This window comes from Pseudocolwellia antarctica (assembly GCF_049933045.1).
GTDB lineage: Bacteria > Pseudomonadota > Gammaproteobacteria > Enterobacterales > Alteromonadaceae > Pseudocolwellia.
In genome coordinates this window covers 2335052-2349070 of record NZ_CP187926.1, presented here as the reverse complement: position 1 = coordinate 2349070, position 14019 = coordinate 2335052, and the positions used below count along the sequence as shown (strand labels likewise).

Genomic DNA, 14019 nt, shown 5'->3' with positions numbered 1-14019 from the left:
CCTTTCCAGAGACTTAGATTTTAGAGAATGAAATGAATTCAAATATTATTTTTACGGATAAACAAGAACCATCAGCCTCATTAAGCACAACTATTCATAAAACTACGTGTCCGTATTGTGGTGTGGGTTGTGGTGTTTCAACAACGGTAGTTGATAACAAAATAGTTGCGGTAACAGGTGATGAACAGCATCCTTCTAATTTCGGCAGACTCTGCGTAAAAGGTTCTTCTCTTCACGAAACAGTTGCTGATAAAGGACGAATTTTAACGCCAATCGTTTTTGGTAAACCAGCTTCATGGGATGAAGCTACAACCGTTGTGGCTGAGCAGTTTAAACAAACGATTGCTGAACATGGTCCTGATTCTGTTGCTTTTTATGTGTCAGGACAAATTTTAACGGAAGATTACTACATCGTTAATAAGCTGATGAAAGGCTTTATTGGTTCTGCCAATGTTGATACTAACTCAAGACTTTGTATGGCTTCTGCAAGTGTTGCGCATAAAAGAGCGTTTGGCGAAGATGTTGTTCCAGGTTGTTATGAAGATTTAGAACAAGCGGATGTTATTTTTATCGTCGGTTCAAATCCTGCTTATGCTCATCCTATTGTTTATCAGCGTATCGTTAAGGCAAAAGAAGATAACCCGAATTTAAAACTTGTAGTGATTGATCCTAGAGCGACAGCTACCAGTAAAAATGCTGATCTACACATTCAATTAAAACCTGGCACAGACGCCTTTTATTTTAATGGTTTACTAGCTTATTTAGCGAATAACAATGCCCTTGATGAAGATTATATTAAAGAGCATTGCCTAGGCTTTGATGAAACGCTAGCTGCAGCAAAAGCACAATTACCTACGTTAGACAGCGTAGCTAAAGCCTGTGATGTTGAACTTAAAACTTTATTTCAAAGTTATGAGTTATTCGCCCAAAATAAAAACGTGGTTAGCATGTTTTCTATGGGGATTAATCAGTCCTCTTCAGGTGTAGATAAAGGTAATGCACTGATCAACTGTCATTTAGCTTCAGGCAAAATAGGCTATCCAGGTGCGGGTCCTTTTTCTATAACGGGACAACCTAACGCTATGGGCGGTCGAGAAGTTGGTGGCTTAGCTAATCAACTAGCAGGGCACATGCATTTTGAAAACCCGAATGAAGTTGATCTTGTTCAACGTTTTTGGAACGCACCTAAAATGGCTCATAAACAAGGTTTAAAAGCCGTAGATATGTTTGAGGCTGTTGAAAGGGGCGAAATTAAAGCGATTTGGATAATAGCGACAAACCCTGTTGTAAGTATGCCCAATGCCAATGTGGTTAAAGACGCACTGACTAAATGTCCGCTAGTTGTTGTGAGTGAAAGTTACGAAAGTGCTGAAACGATCAATTACGCCGATGTGGTATTACCTGCTACAACATGGGGTGAAAAAGAGGGCATGGTAACAAGTTCTGAGCGTACCATTTCTTTACAAAAATCATTAGTCAGCGCACCTGGTCTGGCAAAAAATGATTGGGAAATTGTCAGTTTAGTCGCTAAGAAAATGGGCTTTGAAGATGCCTTTGATTATAGCCACCCTTATGAAATATTTAGTGAGCATGCTGCGTTATCTGGGTTCGAAAATATATCAGCAGAAGAAAATATTGTAAGAAGCGAAAATGAATATAGAGTTCATCGTGCATTTGATATTTCAGGCTTAACAAGTCTTTCTCTTGAAGAATATCGTAATTTCTCTCCTACGCCATGGCCAATAAATTCAAAAAATCCTTACGGAGTAAAACGTTTATTCACTCAAGGTGTTTTTGCAACGCCAACGGGTAAAGCTAATCTTATTCCAATTACCGCTAAATTACCTGAAATTGCACCAACCGCTAATCAAGTCATTATGAACACGGGTCGTATTCGTGATCAGTGGCATACAATGACTAGAACAGGGCGCGTACCTAAGTTAATGACGCACTTTGCTGAACCTTTTATTCAACTTAATGCTGAAGATGCCAAGCGTCTTAATGTAGAAGATAAAGCGTTATTGCAACTCGATAACTTAGGTTCTACTTATATTGGTAGAGCACTGATTACAGATGAACAGCGAGTGGGTGAGATTTTTGTCCCTATTCATTGGAACGATAGTTTTTCTAAGTCAGCGAAAGTATCTGCACTGATTAATCCGATAACCGATTCATTGTCAGGGCAACCTGAGTTTAAACAATGTCCTGTTGATATAAGTGCTTTTGAAGCGAAGTGGGCAGGATATTTAGTGAGTACCTTGCCGATAAGTTTGGACACTGATTATTGGACGATAGCAACTATTGAGCAAGGTGTTAAATACATTTTAGCCGATAAAAAAGAATTACCTTTTACTAAAAACAACAGTGAAGAATTATTACAGCATTATTATCCTCATGTGTCTGATTGGGTTGTACTTGAAGACGATAATAAACATACTTTAAGAATTGCAGGCTTTTATGAAGATGAACTGGTTTGTTTTTTCTCTGCCTGTGCTGATGTCCCTGTAAAATACAGTACACAATTTATAGAAAAACAGATTGGACAAAAGCATGATGTTAAATCTCGATTTAAATTACTGTCAGCATTAGATTCAGACGGTTCTTTAGATGTTGGAGAGATCATTTGTTCATGTTTTCAAGTGGGCGAAAAAACTATTAAAGAAGCGATCATATCTGGAGGTTGTTCTACTGTGAAAGCCTTAGGCGAAAAGCTTCAGTGTGGTACTAATTGTGGTTCGTGTATTCCTGAATTAAAAGACTTCTTTAAAGTTTAACTCAAGGTTATTGGCTTTTACTTAGCGCTTCTATTTAGTATTTGTATTGAAACCCTTTACTCAATTATCGCCTTCTTGTGGGAGTCATCACATAAGAGGGCTTTTTTATATATCTTTCATTAACTTACTGAGTTATATCATTCACAATGAGTGAAGCCGCATCGGTAAAAGTAACATCCCAAGCTTTGGCTCTTTACTGTAAACACTTACCAAGCTAGCTTATTTTCTTACGATAAGTATGAGCAACTATTTTAATAATATCGCGCCAACTAATAATGCCAATAGGTTCGCCTGTACTATTTACCACAGGTAAACATGAAATATGATTATCATGAAAAAGTAGTACAGCTTCATTTAATGAAATAGACGCTTTTGCTGTGACTAAATTACGAGCCATTATTAAGTGAACTCTTTTGTGTAATAACAATAGATCTTTTGCAGTTTCTCTTTGAGTACCTACCGAAGGACTCAAATGTTTAAATACATCTCTGTCGGTTATTATGCCAACCAATTTATGGTTATCAGTAACAAGAATATGATGGATATTAGTTTCATCAAAAATTTGTTTGGCTTTTTCTAAGTTGTCGTCAAGATCGAGAATAATTAAATCACGCGACATAATCGCTTTTACACTCATAAGATGCTCACTATTTGAATCAAGTGTTATACCTCTCTTCTTTTACATTGCTCATTGAACTGACTATTTATATTGTCATTCATTGACTCATTCCTAGCATTTATTGTTGAGTATAAATGAGTGTTTGTATTTAACAATATAGCCTCAGTTTGAGTTAATGTGTTTTTATAACCTCATTTATAATATAAACACTCCATATTATTACTTTTATTTTAGTATACTAGGTCGCAAAATCGCACAAAGATTATTTATTTAAAGGATCACCATGACAGATCAACAAAGTATTACTAAAACATTTATCGCTGATGTAAAAACATCACAGACGTTGTGGGCGCTACAAGAGCCAGAGTCAGAAAATTATGTGGTATTAGATTCAGTTAATTTTGAAGAATCTGAAGTTATGCCATTATGGTCTACTGCTGAATTAGCACAAAACCATTGTCTTGAAGAATGGGCAGCATATACTCCGATTGAAATTTCTGTTGCTGAATGGATGGAATTTTGGATTGAAGACTTGAACGAAGATAATATTATTATCGGACTTAACTGGCCTGAAGAGGGCGACTGTGTAGAAGTAGAATTAGCTGAATTTACGCAATTACTTTCTGAAGTTGAAATTTATAAGTAACTAAAAGCTATTCAAGCTAGTTAAAAGCTATGAGACATAAAAATCACGCTAAATTAATCTACAGTCAGTAGATATAGCGTGATTTTATTTAAATATGAGGTCGTTTTTTAATGGCTATATTTAATATTTTATTACCATCGGAGAATAACATGACATCTTATTGTCTTATTTCTGACTTAAAAACTACTTTATTGTTTAATGTAAGTAATATGTTTTTATAAAAGACTATCTGCTACTCTATATACCCATAAATATTAAACCACATAAAAATCAATGCGTTGAGTTATCACGTTTCCCCGTAAAATATATTTTATCTACTTTATTCTAATCTCACCCCGCATGTCACAAAACTGTAATATTAATGACATATAATTTAGTCTGTTCTTAATATCAATAGCAAATAAAGGCAGATTTAGTGGCTCTAGCATTTAAATCAACTGGCACACGTCAGCTTAAAAACTCTTTAGCAAAGTGGCTAATTACACTCGGTGGTATCAGTGTTTTATTTACACTTGTGCTAATTTTTATGTATCTACTTTATGTGATCAAACCTGTATTTGATTCAGCAACTGTAGAGCAAACCTCTCAAATTTCATTTAATTCTGATGAACGTACAATTAGTACGGGTGTCGATGAATTGAAAGAAGTGGCATATCAAATAAACACTCAAGGTGAAGTTGTTTTTTATCGATTAACAGATAAGAACAATCATGAGTTAGGCAGCCAAATATCTTCTCATCAGTTAATTTCGGATGATGCCGAAGTAACACATATTGTTGATTCAGGTATTCATTACAAGTTATTAGTTGATTCAAATAATAATAACGTAGTGATAGCGCCTAAATTTCAAGCTGTTTATACCGCAGACACTCGCGAGATAATGGCTCGCATCGATTATCCATTAGGTGAAGAATCGTTAGAAATCGACGAAAACAATGAGCAATTGAATAAAGTTGCTTTTGCGATGAGCGCTGAAAAAGTCGTTTTTGTGGCAAGAACAGCTGATGGTCGATTAATTAAAACCTCTTTACTTGCTGAAGATGATTTTGATTACGATCCAGCTTTTGAAGTGATTTATCAAGAAATTGAATTTTATTCAAAAAGAGTTGATGACATTCTTATTACGCCAGACTTGTCGTTAGCTTTTGTTAGAAGTGCTAACAACGTTTCAGTATTTGATTTAACCGATGAAGATGTGGTTACTTTAAAAGCTGAAATAAAGCCTAAAACTAATATTACGTCAATGGCGCTTTTATCAGGAAGTAGTTCAATTCTGATTGGTGACGACAAAGGTAATATTAGCCAATGGTTTGAAGTAGCTGGCGATAGCGGCAGAGACTTTCAAAAAATCCGTTCATTTAATAACAGCACAGGTGAAGCGGTAGCTAAAATTTATACCGAGCAGTTTCGTAAGAGCTTTTATACGGTAAGTGCTTCGGGTGCCGCTGATATATTCTACACAACAAGTGAAGCGCAACTTTGGAACGGTAAAATTGCTGAAGTAGCGCCTGAAGCTTTTGCTATATCTCCACGAGCAGACGCTATTGTTACTGTGAGCAATAATGTATTAAGCATTTTCAAAGTACATAATGAGCATCCAGAAGTGACTTGGACAGCATTATGGAATGAGGTTTGGTACGAAGGCTACGCAGAACCTGATTATATTTGGCAATCAACGTCAGGTACTGATGACTTTGAAGCGAAGTTCTCATTAGTTCCAATTTCATTTGGTACATTAAAAGCCGCATTTTATGCCATGCTATTTGCTGTGCCTATCGCGTTAACTGCTGCTATATATACCGCTTATTTTATGACGCCAGGTTTACGTAAAAAAGTTAAGCCTACTATCGAATTAATGGAAGCTCTACCCACTGTTATTTTAGGATTTTTAGCGGGCTTATGGTTAGCGCCAATTATCGAGATTTATTTACCTGCGATATTCTTAATGGTGATTTTCTTACCCTTGTCTACCTTAATTGCTGCTTTTGCTTGGTACAAACTACCAAAAGACATTAAATTAAAAATTCCAGAAACATTAGCGCCAGTGATTTTAATACCCGTTATATTAATTTCTGTTTATTGTGCTTTTGCTTTATCTCCAATACTTGAAACTCATATGTTTGGTGGCGATGTACGTCAATACATTACGAATGAGCTAGGTATTAACTTTGACCAACGTAATGCGTTAGTGGTTGGTATTGCTATGGGTTTTGCTGTTATTCCTACTATTTTTACTATGGCTGAAGATGCTATTTTTAGTGTTCCTCGTCATTTAACCAGTGGTTCTTTAGCGTTAGGTGCAACTCAGTGGCAAACACTTATGAAAGTTGTTTTATTAACGGCGAGTCCTGGGATTTTCTCTGCATTAATGATGGGATTAGGACGAGCAGTTGGCGAAACGATGATTGTATTAATGGCTACAGGTAATACACCAATACTTGATTGGAGTATTTTCCAAGGTATGAGAACGCTTGCCGCTAACATTGCGGTAGAAATGCCTGAGTCGGAAGTGGGTAGCTCGCATTATAGAATTCTCTTCTTAGCAGCATTTGTTTTATTCGTGTTCACTTTCGTAGTTAACACACTTGCAGAGTTTGTTCGTCAGCGTTTACGTGACAAATATAGCTCACTATAAAGGCAAGTTATTAGGTTGGTTATTAGGAAAGTATGATGAAAAATAGTAATAAAGAGCAACATAATATGAATAAATGGTTTAGTTCAGGTTCTCCTTGGATTTGGTTATCAGCTGGTGGTGTTAGTGTCAGCTTAATATCGGTACTGGGTTTGTTATGGCTAATTGCTTCTAAAGGCTTATCGTACTTCTGGCCTGCGGATATTTATGAATTTAACTCAATTAACGATAAAGGTATTCACGGTACGGTTATTGGTGAAATATACGATCGTGAGTTTATTCCTGCATCGCAATTAGCTCATACCGCTATTAAATTAGAACCTGGTCAAGAAACAGTAGAACGTTTATTGGTGAAAACAGGTAACCGTGAGCTAGTAAGTTTAGATTTTAGATGGTTATTAGTACCTGAAATTCAAACCACAACAAAGCCAGAAGATGTTGTCGTTATTGAACGTAGAACCAATGGCAATTTTTATGGTTATATTGAATCAGTGGTTCTTGATGGTACTGTTGTTGATATTTCTAAATTACCTGAGTTACTTGAGCGAGTTGATAATTTTCAAGAAGAAATCGATACGCTGCAAAATTCACATATCGGTGCTATAAATTATAAGATTGAACGTACACGCTTAAAAGAACGTAAATATAAACTTGATAACGAATTAACAGATGAATTAGTTAAAGAGCTAAATACCGATGTAGCTGAGTTAGAAGCTGAATATCAAGTGCTTGAAGCTGAGTTGATGGGTTTACGTGACCAAGTTGCTCGCGACCAATTAGTGGTAAGAGCAATGGATGGACAAAAGGTTACGATTAACTTTGAGCACATTCTTAAAGTAACTTATAACAACAAACTTAACTTTATTGATAAGTTCTTTACCTTTTTACAGCAAATAAGCGCATTTTTAGTTGATGACCCAAGAGAAGCAAATACAGAGGGTGGTGTATTTCCAGCTATCTTTGGTACTGTTTTAATGGTGTTATTAATGACTGTAATTGTTTCGCCATTTGGTGTTATCGCTGCTATTTATTTACATGAATACGCAGGTAAGAATGCGTTAACTAAACTTTTACGTATCGCTGTTATCAACTTAGCAGGTGTACCTTCTATCGTTTATGGTGTATTTGGCTTAGGCTTCTTTGTTTACATGGTAGGTGGCAGTTTAGATCAATTGTTTTATCCTGAAACACTACCAAGCCCAACATTTGGAACGCCAGGTGTTATGTGGTCTGCTATTACTCTAGCGATATTAACATTGCCTGTTGTCATTGTTTCAACAGAAGAAGGTTTGTCACGCATACCATCAGCAATGAGGCACGGTAGTTTAGCTTTAGGTGCAACTAAAGCTGAAACTTTATGGCGTATTATTTTACCGATTGCGAGTCCTGCGATTATGACAGGTATTATACTCGCTATTGCACGAGCAGCGGGTGAAGTAGCGCCGCTTATGTTAGTGGGTGTTGTTAAGATGGCGCCTAACTTACCACTCGATGGCAACTTCCCGTTCTTACATTTAGACAGAAAGTTTATGCATTTAGGTTTCCACATTTATGATGTTGGTTTCCAAAGCCCGAATGTAGAAGCAGCAAGACCATTGGTTTATGCAACAGCTTTATTACTAGTAACGATTATCGTTGGTTTGAATATGACGGCAGTTTCTGTACGTAATAAATTACGTGAGAAATACAGAATGTTAGAGCACTAGGCTTTTAACCTTTAATACTGTGTAATATTTTATTCAAACAACTTATTTTTATGAACAATGGAGGGAGACCTCCAACAATGAGAGAAACATATGATCTCTGTAACACCAACAGCCATAGCTGATAGCCCAAATAAAGTAGACTTAAACAATTTAACGCCAGAGCAAGTAGCGTTAGATATTAAAAACCTGAATCTGTATTACGGCGAGAAACAAGCTTTACAAAACATATCTATGGCTATCCCTAAAGGCCAAGTAACCGCATTTATCGGACCAAGTGGTTGTGGTAAATCAACGTTATTACGTTGTATTAATCGCATGAACGACTTAGTTGATATTTGTAAGATTACTGGTGAAATTAACCTTCATGGCGAAAATATTTATGGTCGTCATGTTGATGTAGCTGAGTTACGTCGCTCGGTAGGTATGGTATTTCAACGTCCTAATCCATTCCCAAAAAGCATTTATGAAAATGTTGTTTATGGTTTACGTATTAAAGGTGAAAACAACCGGAGAGTTTTAGATGAAGCGGTAGAGCAAGCATTAAAAAGTGCAGCACTTTGGAACGAAGTTAAAGACAGACTTCACGAAAGTGCATTAGGCTTGTCAGGTGGTCAACAACAACGTTTAGTGATTGCACGTGCAATAGCTATTCAGCCAGAAGTGTTATTATTAGATGAACCAACTTCTGCACTTGATCCTATTTCAACACTTACGATTGAAGAGTTAATTAACGATTTAAAACAGCAGTTTACCGTTGTTATTGTGACACATAATATGCAACAAGCAGCACGTGTTTCTGATCAAACAGCATTTATGTATATGGGCGACTTAATTGAATATAGTGATACAAATACGTTATTCACTACGCCAACTAAGAAGAAAACAGAAGACTATATTACTGGTCGTTACGGTTAATCATCTGTGATCCTTCTTTAAGATAAATAGTTATATATTGTTGTTATTAAATGATATTAATTCAAATAAATATAATAGGTGAGGCATGGACAGTTTAAATATTAGTCGTCATATATCCGGTCAGTTTAACGAAGATTTAGAACGCATTATTAACCTTGTAATGCAAATGGGCGGTTTGGTCGAGACGCAATTAAATGAAGCATTAGAATCTGTAAGCCAAGGCGATGAAGATTTAGCTAAAAAAGTACTTTCAAATGATTACCAAGTAAACAACCTTGAAATTGTTATTGATGATGAATGTACACGTGTTATTGCCAAAAGACAGCCAGCAGCTGGCGATTTACGTTTAGTGATGGCGATTATAAAAACTATCGCTGATTTAGAGCGTATTGGCGATGAAGCAACTAAAATTGCAAAAGTGACGCTAGAAAGCCTCACAAACAAGCATAAAGAGCTTTTACTTAATTTAGATAATTTGGGTCGACGAGTTTTAGAATGCTTACAGTTAACGCTTGATGCGTTTACACGTATGGATGTAGAAGCTGCGTTTAGGATTCATCAAATTGATGAAAAAATAGATCGTGAATATGAAGCGTTAATGCGTCAATTAATGACCTATATGATGGAAGACCCTCGCTCAATTCCACAGGTGATGAGTGTGATATGGTCTGCAAGAGCATTAGAACGTATTGGCGATCGTTGTCAAAATGTGTGTGAGTACATTATTTATTTTGTTGAAGGTAAAGTTGTACGCCACACCAGTGCTGAAGATATGAAAAAACTATAAATTTAATCTGCTTATTTAATAAATTGGTAACTTATATTTTATAAGTTACCAGCAGTCTTTAAAGAAAAGACTTATATTTTATAAGTAATCGTCGACAAAGCGTTTGCTAATTGTAACAAATCAGTTAATATCCGCGGCGAATAACAATAATGTGAACCTTACTGGAAATTAATATGACCAGAAATACAATTATAGGTGTCTTTGCTAAGTCTCCTATCAAACCTCTAGAAAAACACATTAGGTTGGTTACTAAATGCAGTAAACAACTTATTCCATTTTTCAATGCATGTACCTCTTTAGATTGGGATGCAGCAACTAAAATCCGCAAAAAAATCTCAACTCACGAAAAAGAAGCAGACGCGCTTAAACGTAAACTCAGATTAGAACTTCCAAGTGGTTTATTTATGCCTGTTGAACGAACAGACTTACTTGAACTTCTCTCAGAACAAGACAAAATTGCTAATAAAAGTAAAGACATCGCTGGACGTGTTTTAGGACGTAAAATCGTTATTCCTGAAACATTACAAGTTTCTTTCATTACTTATTTAGAGCGTAACTTAGATGCGATACAAAAAGCAGCTGACGCTATTAATGAATTAGATGACTTATTAGAAACAGGTTTTCGAGGGATCGAAGTGGAATTGGTCGAAAGAATGATCAATGAATTAGATTCAATAGAAAATGATACAGATACTATGCAAATAACAATAAGACAAGATTTATTAGACATCGAAGATGGTTTAAACCCTGTTGACGTAATCTTTTTATATCAAATTATAGATTGGGTTGGCGAACTTGCCGATATCGCAGAGCGTGTTGGTGCTCGTTTAGAAATAATGCTAGCGAGAAAATAAGGGCTATTTATGGATATTTTAATTTCAAGTGGTTCTACGCTGCTTATCATGGCTGGACTCGTCGGCTTCTTTATGGCTTGGGGTATTGGTGCTAATGATGTAGCAAATGCGATGGGAACATCGGTTGGCTCTAAAGCATTAACAATCAAACAAGCTATCATTATCGCTATGATTTTTGAATTTGCAGGTGCATATTTAGCGGGTGGTGAAGTTACTTCAACTATTCGCAAAGGTATTATCGATGCAAGTTACTTTGTAGATTCACCTGAACTTCTTGTGTTTGGTATGATTTCAGCGCTATTTGCTGCAGCAACTTGGTTATTAGTTGCTTCTGTACTAGGTTGGCCTGTTTCTACTACTCATTCAATTGTTGGTGCTATTATTGGTTTCGCCGCTATTGGTGTAAGTCCAGATACGGTAGCCTGGGGCAAGGTTATGGGTATTGTAGGTAGTTGGGTTGTAACGCCATTAATATCAGGTGTTATCGCTTTTGCTATCTTTAATAGTGCTCAGAAACTTATTTTTGATACAGATAACCCATTAAAACAAGCTAAACGCTACGTTCCTTTTTACATGTTCCTTGCGGGTTTTGTACTTGCATTAGTAACAATTAAGAAAGGTTTAAAGCATATTGGTTTAGATATAGGTACTCAAGAAGGTTATATTTACGCAATTATTGTTGCGTTAGTTGTAGCATTCATAGGTAAAATCTTTATCTCTCGCCTTAAGTTTGATGAGAAAGCTTCTAAGAAAACTCATTATGCTAACGTAGAAAAAGTATTTGCTCTTCTAATGGTAGTAACGGCTTGTTGTATGGCATTTGCTCATGGTTCAAATGATGTAGCTAACGCTATAGGACCACTAGCTGCTGTAGAAAGTATTATCAGCAATGAAGGCGAAATAGCTAAGAAAGCAGCTATTGCTTGGTGGATATTACCTCTAGGTGGTTTTGGTATTGTTGCTGGTTTAGCTTTATTTGGTCATAAAGTTATTGCAACAATTGGTAATGGTATTACACATTTAACACCAAGCAGAGGTTTTGCGGCTGAATTAGCTGCAGCTTGTACGGTTGTTATCGCTTCTGGTACTGGTCTTCCTATATCAACAACACAAACACTTGTTGGTGCTGTTTTAGGTGTGGGAATGGCTCGCGGTATCGCTGCAATTAACTTAGGTGTTGTTCGTAATATTGTTATTTCTTGGGTAATAACATTACCTATAGGCGCAGGTCTTTCAATTATCTTCTTCTGGATACTTAAAGCGTCTTTTACCTAAACTAACCTTTGGTGTTTATAGTTAATTCATTGTGAGTTAACTATAAAATAACAGTAAAAATAAAGCCCCGATAATGTGAATTATCGGGGCTTTTTATTTTGTTACTTTTCAGTTGAAACTTTAAATATCACTACATCAAATGTTAACGATTAATGATCATGAATAAAGCTAACTAAGTTACTTAAGCTGAACAATGAGGTATTAAGTACGAGAAGTAACTTCTAATAAATGATAACCGAACTGTGTTTTAACTGGACCTTGAACAGTGTTCAGATCAGCACTAAAAACAACTTTATCAAACTCTGGAACCATTTGGCCTGGACCGAATGTTCCCAAATCACCGCCTTGTGCTTTTGATGGACAGTTAGAATGTGCTTTAGCTACTTCAGCAAAATCTTTACCCGCTTCTATTTCTGCTTTAAGTGCTAAACATTGTTCTTCTGTATCTACTAATAAATGGCGTGCTGCTGCTTGACTCATAATTTTTCCTTTAGATGTGTATATAATTAAACGCACAATAACGTAATTGATGACTAATTTAAATAACCGTGCTTTAGTTAATGGCTTTTTCTTTAATTAAAGTGGGGAACAGCTATTTTTTATTCGTTTTTGGGGGGCAGACTCTATTGTGATTCATTTCTGCTATTTATTTTATGAACATATACAAACGACCATTAACTTAGGTTATGGTATTTAGTCTATGAATCAAACGTACATAAGAGGGGGTAGAGCGAGCAAGGACATCAAATATAACTTTAAGCTTACTTCTTTCAATTCTTAGTAGCGTGAACACTTATGTAGCCGAAACCGACTATGAAGGGCTTTCTTTAATTGTAGAGTGATTAATCCGTTTGGTATAATAGCTAAGATAATAGTTAGAGACAGAACAATTAGATGTTAATGAGATAGAGGGAAATAAGTAATGTAAGATAATTTACTTATCTTCAAGTAATAAGTGTTCCGTCTAAGCTTTAAATAATAAGATTTTAAAGTGCAGGTATACAAAGGAAGAGGTTGAGCTAGCTGTAAGTAAAGTTTGATACTTACAGCTTAATTTTAAATGTTATTTTAGGGTTTAATCAGGAAATTACAGAGAAGCATTAAACTATATTATAACGTTATAAAACTATTGTTTTTTAACATCACAGTTAATTGCATTTTTGTCTTCAGGCATATCACCATTTATAGAATGACTGTTATATTTAGGCGCTTCATTATAAGAAAACTTAGCAATGACTTGCTGTAGTTTGTCGTTAAATATAGTTGCTAATTCAAAGACTCTATTTTTCTTTGTAAAATCTTGGTTTGGTATATAACTGCCTGTCACTGAGCTTGAAAGGCTAAATAAAGGTCTGTTAACAAGCGCATCATAACTATTTGCTTTTAATGTACTCATTTGATTTACATTCTGACCAACAAATTTACTTACTTGTGCAGCAGCTAAATCTGAGGTGCTATAAGTAACAGCTTTAATGATAGATTTTTGATCATTAGCATGAGAAATTGTAGAACATAAGCCAATTGTACTTAATGCGATGGCAAAAATTGCTGTTATGATTTTTGATTTCATTGTTTATTCCACTCAGGTTATTATCTTTTTAAGGCACTGTATTTGAAACACAGTAGATAAATTGTAACTAATTCTATCTTATTGACAGCCTAAGATCTATGATAATGATTACTATTTATATTGGCTTACCACGATATATAACTAGTTCTCATCAAAAACACCTCTTAATTTTTTCATTTAGAAACTAAAGCTAATCATTGTTCAACAAAAATAAACGTTTTGTAACATAGTTCTGAGATAA

Annotated in this window: 11 protein-coding genes; 8 read left to right on the top strand and 3 right to left on the bottom strand. The window is 35.5% G+C overall.

Features of this window, described 5'->3' with window-relative positions; all coding sequences use genetic code 11:
* Positions 1-32 precede the first annotated feature (32 nt).
* Complete coding sequence (locus ACPUVN_RS10190) at positions 33-2774, top strand: molybdopterin-dependent oxidoreductase (RefSeq protein WP_426360428.1); 2742 nt, start codon at positions 33-35, stop codon at positions 2772-2774.
* A gap of 214 nt (positions 2775-2988) precedes the next feature.
* Here ACPUVN_RS10190 and ACPUVN_RS10185 read toward each other — a convergent pair whose 3' ends face one another.
* Entirely contained in the window at positions 2989-3411 is a 423-nt protein-coding gene (locus ACPUVN_RS10185) for a CBS domain-containing protein (protein ID WP_426360429.1), read from the bottom strand.
* A gap of 265 nt (positions 3412-3676) precedes the next feature.
* Between ACPUVN_RS10185 and ACPUVN_RS10180 the strand changes: the two genes are divergently transcribed.
* The 7 genes from ACPUVN_RS10180 (at position 3677) to ACPUVN_RS10150 (ending at position 12208) form a co-directional block, all read left to right on the top strand.
* Complete coding sequence (locus ACPUVN_RS10180; RefSeq protein ID WP_426360430.1) at positions 3677-4039, top strand: DUF2750 domain-containing protein; 363 nt, start codon at positions 3677-3679, stop codon at positions 4037-4039.
* Between the two features lie 526 nt (positions 4040-4565).
* Complete coding sequence (locus tag ACPUVN_RS10175) at positions 4566-6674, top strand: ABC transporter permease subunit (protein WP_426360552.1); 2109 nt, start codon at positions 4566-4568, stop codon at positions 6672-6674.
* A 65-nt stretch (positions 6675-6739) separates the two neighbouring features.
* A complete protein-coding gene (gene pstA / locus ACPUVN_RS10170; protein WP_426360553.1) occupies positions 6740-8377 on the top strand; it encodes a phosphate ABC transporter permease PstA in 1638 nt (545 codons plus the stop codon).
* A gap of 90 nt (positions 8378-8467) precedes the next feature.
* A complete protein-coding gene (gene pstB / locus ACPUVN_RS10165) occupies positions 8468-9292 on the top strand; it encodes a phosphate ABC transporter ATP-binding protein PstB (protein ID WP_426360431.1) in 825 nt (274 codons plus the stop codon).
* An 85-nt stretch (positions 9293-9377) separates the two neighbouring features.
* Positions 9378-10079, top strand: a complete 702-nt coding sequence (phoU, locus tag ACPUVN_RS10160; protein ID WP_426360432.1) for a phosphate signaling complex protein PhoU — start codon at positions 9378-9380, stop codon at positions 10077-10079.
* Between the two features lie 173 nt (positions 10080-10252).
* Positions 10253-10933, top strand: a complete 681-nt coding sequence (locus ACPUVN_RS10155) for a TIGR00153 family protein (RefSeq protein WP_426360433.1) — start codon at positions 10253-10255, stop codon at positions 10931-10933.
* Between the two features lie 9 nt (positions 10934-10942).
* Positions 10943-12208 (top strand): inorganic phosphate transporter, encoded by a 1266-nt coding sequence (locus ACPUVN_RS10150; RefSeq protein WP_426360434.1) that lies wholly within the window; start codon positions 10943-10945, stop codon positions 12206-12208.
* 201 nt (positions 12209-12409) lie between these two features.
* Here ACPUVN_RS10150 and ACPUVN_RS10145 read toward each other — a convergent pair whose 3' ends face one another.
* Both ACPUVN_RS10145 and ACPUVN_RS10140 read right to left on the bottom strand, forming a co-directional pair.
* Positions 12410-12688 carry a peptidylprolyl isomerase gene (locus tag ACPUVN_RS10145; protein WP_304369455.1) on the bottom strand — a complete coding sequence of 93 codons (279 nt, stop codon included), beginning with the start codon at positions 12686-12688 and terminating at the stop codon, positions 12410-12412.
* 646 nt (positions 12689-13334) lie between these two features.
* Entirely contained in the window at positions 13335-13778 is a 444-nt protein-coding gene (locus tag ACPUVN_RS10140; protein WP_426360435.1) for a hypothetical protein, read from the bottom strand.
* Between the last annotated feature and the right edge of the window lie 241 nt (positions 13779-14019).

What these genes read in the sequence shown, in the direction of transcription:
- pstB (WP_426360431.1), top strand. Translation starts at nt 8,468, where the DNA reads ATGATCTCTGTAACACCAACAGCCATAGCTGATAGCCCAAATAAAGTA.
- pstA (WP_426360553.1), top strand. Translation starts at nt 6,740, where the DNA reads ATGAATAAATGGTTTAGTTCAGGTTCTCCTTGGATTTGGTTATCAGCT.
- ACPUVN_RS10175 (WP_426360552.1), top strand. Translation starts at nt 4,566, where the DNA reads ATGTATCTACTTTATGTGATCAAACCTGTATTTGATTCAGCAACTGTA.
- ACPUVN_RS10180 (WP_426360430.1), top strand. Translation starts at nt 3,677, where the DNA reads ATGACAGATCAACAAAGTATTACTAAAACATTTATCGCTGATGTAAAA.
- ACPUVN_RS10155 (WP_426360433.1), top strand. Translation starts at nt 10,253, where the DNA reads ATGACCAGAAATACAATTATAGGTGTCTTTGCTAAGTCTCCTATCAAA.
- ACPUVN_RS10185 (WP_426360429.1), bottom strand. Translation starts at nt 3,411, where the DNA reads ATGAGTGTAAAAGCGATTATGTCGCGTGATTTAATTATTCTCGATCTT.
- phoU (WP_426360432.1), top strand. Translation starts at nt 9,378, where the DNA reads ATGGACAGTTTAAATATTAGTCGTCATATATCCGGTCAGTTTAACGAA.
- ACPUVN_RS10145 (WP_304369455.1), bottom strand. Translation starts at nt 12,688, where the DNA reads ATGAGTCAAGCAGCAGCACGCCATTTATTAGTAGATACAGAAGAACAA.
- ACPUVN_RS10150 (WP_426360434.1), top strand. Translation starts at nt 10,943, where the DNA reads ATGGATATTTTAATTTCAAGTGGTTCTACGCTGCTTATCATGGCTGGA.
- ACPUVN_RS10140 (WP_426360435.1), bottom strand. Translation starts at nt 13,778, where the DNA reads ATGAAATCAAAAATCATAACAGCAATTTTTGCCATCGCATTAAGTACA.
- ACPUVN_RS10190 (WP_426360428.1), top strand. Translation starts at nt 33, where the DNA reads ATGAATTCAAATATTATTTTTACGGATAAACAAGAACCATCAGCCTCA.